5 protein-coding genes and 1 pseudogene are annotated in these 4,575 nt (G+C 71.9%); 3 read left to right on the top strand and 3 right to left on the bottom strand.

Annotated elements, in window-relative coordinates; translation table 11 throughout:
- A partial coding sequence (locus tag ACTIR_RS21330) for an alanine racemase (protein WP_034238043.1) occupies positions 1-534 on the top strand: 534 nt, incomplete at its 5' end.
- A gap of 23 nt (positions 535-557) precedes the next feature.
- Here ACTIR_RS21330 and ACTIR_RS0102885 read toward each other — a convergent pair.
- From ACTIR_RS0102885 to ACTIR_RS27070, 3 genes are all read right to left on the bottom strand, one after another.
- Positions 558-1,247 (bottom strand): TetR/AcrR family transcriptional regulator, encoded by a 690-nt coding sequence (locus ACTIR_RS0102885; protein WP_026453158.1) that lies wholly within the window; start codon positions 1,245-1,247, stop codon positions 558-560.
- Between the two features lie 527 nt (positions 1,248-1,774).
- Complete coding sequence (locus tag ACTIR_RS0102880; RefSeq protein ID WP_007025678.1) at positions 1,775-2,218, bottom strand: hypothetical protein; 444 nt, start codon at positions 2,216-2,218, stop codon at positions 1,775-1,777.
- A 12-nt stretch (positions 2,219-2,230) separates the two neighbouring features.
- The gene (locus tag ACTIR_RS27070; protein ID WP_026453157.1) at positions 2,231-2,518 is read right to left on the bottom strand and encodes a hypothetical protein; all 288 of its coding nucleotides are present in this window, start codon (positions 2,516-2,518) and stop codon (positions 2,231-2,233) included.
- A 296-nt stretch (positions 2,519-2,814) separates the two neighbouring features.
- On the opposite strand from ACTIR_RS27070, the gene ACTIR_RS0102870 reads away from it, so the two are divergent.
- Positions 2,815-4,191: a helix-turn-helix transcriptional regulator gene (locus ACTIR_RS0102870; RefSeq protein WP_026453156.1), complete on the top strand. Its 1,377-nt coding sequence runs from the start codon at positions 2,815-2,817 to the stop codon at positions 4,189-4,191.
- Positions 4,192-4,223: 32 nt separating this feature from the next.
- Positions 4,224-4,575, top strand: a pseudogene (locus ACTIR_RS21325) (aminoglycoside phosphotransferase); the annotation flags it as partial.

Genomic DNA, 4,575 nt, shown 5'->3' with positions numbered 1-4,575 from the left:
GAGCTGGCGCGGCGGCGTGCCGCCGTGGTCGCCGCGGTGCGGCGGGTGGCCGACCTCGAGTTCGTCAACGGCGGTGGCACCGGCAGCGTCGAGTCCACCCGCGCCGAGAAGGCGGTCACCGAGGTCACCGCGGGCTCCGGGCTGATCGGGTCCGCGCTGTTCTCCCGGTACACGCGGTTCACCCCACGCCCCGCCGTGCTGTTCGCGCTGCCCGTGGTGCGCAGGCCCCGCGCCGACGTGGTGACGCTGGGCGGCGGCGGGTACATCGCCTCGGGTCAGGCGGGGACGTCCCGGTTGCCGACCCCGTACCTGCCCTCGGGGCTGCGGTTGCTCGGGGTGGAGGGCGCCGGGGAGGTGCAGACCCCGGTCACCGGGGAGGCCGCCCGGTGGCTGCGTCCGGGCGACCGGGTGTGGTTCCGGCACGCGAAGGCGGGGGAGCTCGCCGAGCACGTCAACGACTACCACCTGCTCGAACACGGGCGGCTGGTCCGCACCGTGCCCACCTACCGGGGTGAGGGCCGCGCCTTCGGGTGAGGGCCACGCCTTCGGGTGAGGCGTCACTCCCCGAACTTGCCCGCCAGATAGCTCCGGATCAGCTCCTTGGTCTCGGCGATCACGTCCGGATCGCCGGCCGGGTCGCGGCGGAAGGCGAGGTTCAGCAGCCCGTCGGCCGCCTCGACCGCGATTGAGATCGGCAGCGTCACCTGCTCGGCCGACAGCGGGACGTGCCGGGTGAGCAGGGCCGCGAGCGCGTCGGTCACCACCGTGTTGTTCGTACGCCGGTCGTCGAGCAGGCGCAGGTCGACCACGTCGCCGAAGTGCACCTGGGAGAAGCCCGGTACCTCACGGTGCATCCGCAGGTAGATGTCCAGCAGTGAGTCCACGACGTCCCACCAGTGACCCGGGCCGAGCGTGTCGAGCCGGTCGTTGACCGCCGTGATGAACCGTTCGAGGTTGCGCTGGGTCAACGCCTGGACGACGGCGCGCTTGTCGGGGAAGAACTGGTAGAGCGATCCCACGGCGACACCGGCACGCCGGGCGATGAGTGTGGTGGTCAGCGCCTCGTACCCGACCTCGTCGAGCAGTTCGGCGGTCGCGTTCAGCATGCGCTCCACACGCTGGGCGCTGCGTTGCTGGACCGGTTGCCGGCGCAGCGGGGTCGATCCGGTGCGGGCCGTCCCGTCGCCGGTCTCCCCGTCCGGTTCCGGCGGGGTCGGGCCAGGGCTCACCGTCTGGTTCTCGGACACGTCGTGCTCCTTGCTGTGCAGGTCAGCGACCTTATCGTGTCCGGATTCCGCGTCACCGACGAGTGAACGCGAGTACGGGAACCGCGCGGTTCGGGAGCGGGGATGGAACCGCGGGCCGGTGCCGGTCGGGGGGAGGGGGAGTGCAACGGCACCGGCCCGCGGAGTCGGGGCCCACCAGGGGCGGGGTGCGCGGGCGGGCACAGGCGGCACCGGGCGGGGATCACCCGGTGGGTGGCCCGGCCACCCGAGCGCGTTGTGTAGTTGTGGCGGTGGTTCCGTCGTGTGAACGATCGCGGAACCGACCGCTGTCCGCTCAACCTAACCGGCCGGTAGGGCTGGTGCCAGTGGGTCCGCGGGATTTTTGCGATTAATCGCGAAAGGTTTCGCGAGGGAGCCGGCGGCCGGACTCGTCACGCTCGGGGGTACGCACGAGCCGGCCGCCGGCGATCGGGGGCCGTCCGGCGGGAGAACACCGTCGGACGGGCGTGCCGGATGCGCCGACCGGATCACCGGGTCCGTCGACCTGGTCATCGGCGCCGCCCTCCGGCCAGGGCGTGTCGGGGTTCGTTCCGGGGTGTGGACGACAGCAGGGCGTGCCTGCCCGTCGGCTGCTCCGGAGGGGACGGGGGGACCGGGGAAGCGGGAGCAGCCGACGGAAGCGGGGTCCCGGGGGACGGGGTGGGGTGCCGGGACGGGGCCAGCCCGCCCGCGACGAGGTGGTCGTGGGCGACCTGCCAGACGGAGCAGGGCGCCTTGCACCGGTGCCACCTGGTCGAGCAGGTGGGGCAGTCGCCGCGTTCGTCGGGTTCGTGGGCCCGCAGCATCGCGCGCCACCCCTCGGTCAGCCGGGGCAGCTCCGAGCGCGCCACCGACACCAGCGACGGTGCGTCGGCGCGGTCGGCGAGGTCCGCGAGCATGTCGAGGCGTTCCCACACCGCGTCGCGGAGCACCTGTCCGAGTATCTGGTCCACCGGAACTCACCCTCACCTTTCCGCCAGGTCGGCGGCTTCGTCGAGCGCGGCCCGGAGTCGGCCGAGCTGGCTGTGCGTCAGACGTGCCGTCTCGCCGGGAGGGCCCACGAGGACGACTTCACCCGCGTCGACGAACACCGTGACGCACCGGTGCCTGCTGATGAGGTCACCGCACCGCACGCGCCACACCGGTCTGTCGCTCGCGTCGGGGTGTGCCTCGTCGGCGGACGAATCCCCGGCACCGGGCGGGTCGACGCGGGACGCGCCGGCCGCGGCACGGTCGGCTGTGATCGAGTGCACGTCCCTCACGTCCTCTCGGTTCCGTCTCGGTCGTTCCCCGGATCGCCGGGGGCGGGGCGTGGTTGCGTACGGTGTCCGTCCGGCCACGCACCCTGCGCTTACCCAACATTGCGGCGAATCGAACGCCGAGAGAACCCCGAGTGCATCCCGTAGCGCCGACCGGCAAGCCGGGCACGCCGAGCGGTCGCCGGAGGTTCGGTCCGGCCGATCAGGCTCCCCGAACGTGCTTTCGCGCGGTTGAATGGACGTTGCTTACGCTGCACACCGACGCCCGAGGCCGACTGTGGAGGGGCGGAATGGACACCGGCACCGACAGGGACGACACGCACGGTCGCATCGATCCCGAGGTCTGGGAAGGCCGCGAGATGCGGGACGCGCTCGCCGCTCGCGACATCAGCGAGGTCTACCGGCAGTTGCGCAGACACGGCATCTCGCAGCGGCAGATCGCCGCGATGACCGGCCAGTCCCAGTCCGAGGTGTCGGAGATCCTCAAGGGTCGGCAGGTCATGGCCTACGACGTGCTCTCGCGCATCTGCCATGGCCTGGGGATCCGGCCGGGGTACATGGGCCTCGCCTACGACGAGGCCACGCGGAACGAGGTCGTCGGGACCACCGGCGAGCAGCAAGCTGAGGAGGACGAGTCCGTGAAGCGACGGAAGTTCCTCGCGCACGCAGCCCAGGTCACCATGGGGGCCGCGGTCTTCGGGCCCACCTCGTCCGCCTGGGCGACGAACCCCGCGAGGACACCCGCGCCGGGGCGGATCGGCGTCACCGACGTCCGACAGGTCGAGGCGGCCACCAGGGCACTGCGGGCGCTCGACTACCAGTACGGCGGTGGGTTCTGCCGGGACGCGGTGGTGGCCCAGTTGTCCTGGGGCCAGCAGATGCTCCAGGCCGGCGGCACCGAGCAGGTGAAGTCCCGGCTGTTCGTCGCGCTGGCCGACCTGCACAGCCTCGCGGGATGGACGTCGTTCGACATCGACCTCGTCGACTCGGCGCGCAACCACTTCGCGCAGGCGCTGGACCTGGCCAAACACGGCGAGAACAACCCGCTGGTGGCGAACATCCTCTACCGGATGGGTCGGGTATACCTGCACCAGGAGGCGCCCGACGACGCGCTGAAACTGTTCCAGCTCGGCCAGCTCGCCGCCCAGGACTCCGGCTCGGAGCTGGCGGTGGCCGTGCTCTGCGCCAACGAGGCGTGGGCCTACGCCATGATGGGCAACGAGGAGCAGGCGGTGAAACTGTTGGGCAGGACGCGGGACGAGTTCGCCCGTGCCGATCTCGCCAACGCGGAGTCGTGGGTGCGCTTCTTCGACGAGACCGACGTGCACGCCATGGTCGGGACGGTGCACACGGCCCTGGCCCAGCACGTCGACCCGAGCCACTCCCGCTACGCCATCCCGGCGCTGCGCAAGGCCACCGACTCCTACGGCGAGGACATGGCGCGCAGCAAGACGTTCAGTCTCAGCATGCTGGCGACCAACCACCTGCTGGAGGGGGATATCGACCACGGCGCCAAGGTGGGCGGAAAGGCGCTGGACTGTGCCGAGGGGCTCAAGTCCGCGCGGGTGGAGAAGCGCATGGAACCGCTCAAGCACGAGGCCCAGCGGCGCAGCAACAACAGCGACGCGCGCGACCTGGCCGAGCGGATGAATCAGTTCTTCGCGTAGAAGGCGGGGCCGGTACGGGCGAGGGCGCGCGGGTGGACGGCCGGTTCACCCGAGAGCAGCTGGACGACGTCCTGGACACCGCGTGTGCCCGGCTCGGCCTCGACCCCCGCGGCGCGTCGCTGGTGCGGTTCACCAACAACGCGGTGTACTCGCTCGCCGCCGATCCCGTCGTGGTGCGCATCGTGGGCTCCCGGGCGCTGCGGCACCGGGCGTACAAGGTCGTCGCGGTGGCCGAGCACTTCGCCCGGCACGGCGTCCCGGCCGTCCGCCTGCTCGACGGGGTGCGCCAGCCCCTCGTGGTGGGCGAGCACGTGCTCACCGTGTGGCACCGGGTGCCCGGGACCGGCCGCAGGGCGACCTCCGGCGAGCTGGCGGGGTTGCTGC

Origin of the sequence: Saccharomonospora iraqiensis subsp. iraqiensis, assembly GCF_000430445.1 — a bacterium.
GTDB lineage: Bacteria > Actinomycetota > Actinomycetes > Mycobacteriales > Pseudonocardiaceae > Saccharomonospora > Saccharomonospora iraqiensis.
Note: the sequence above shows the minus strand (reverse complement) of the source record. Positions and strands in the feature narration are given on the sequence as shown.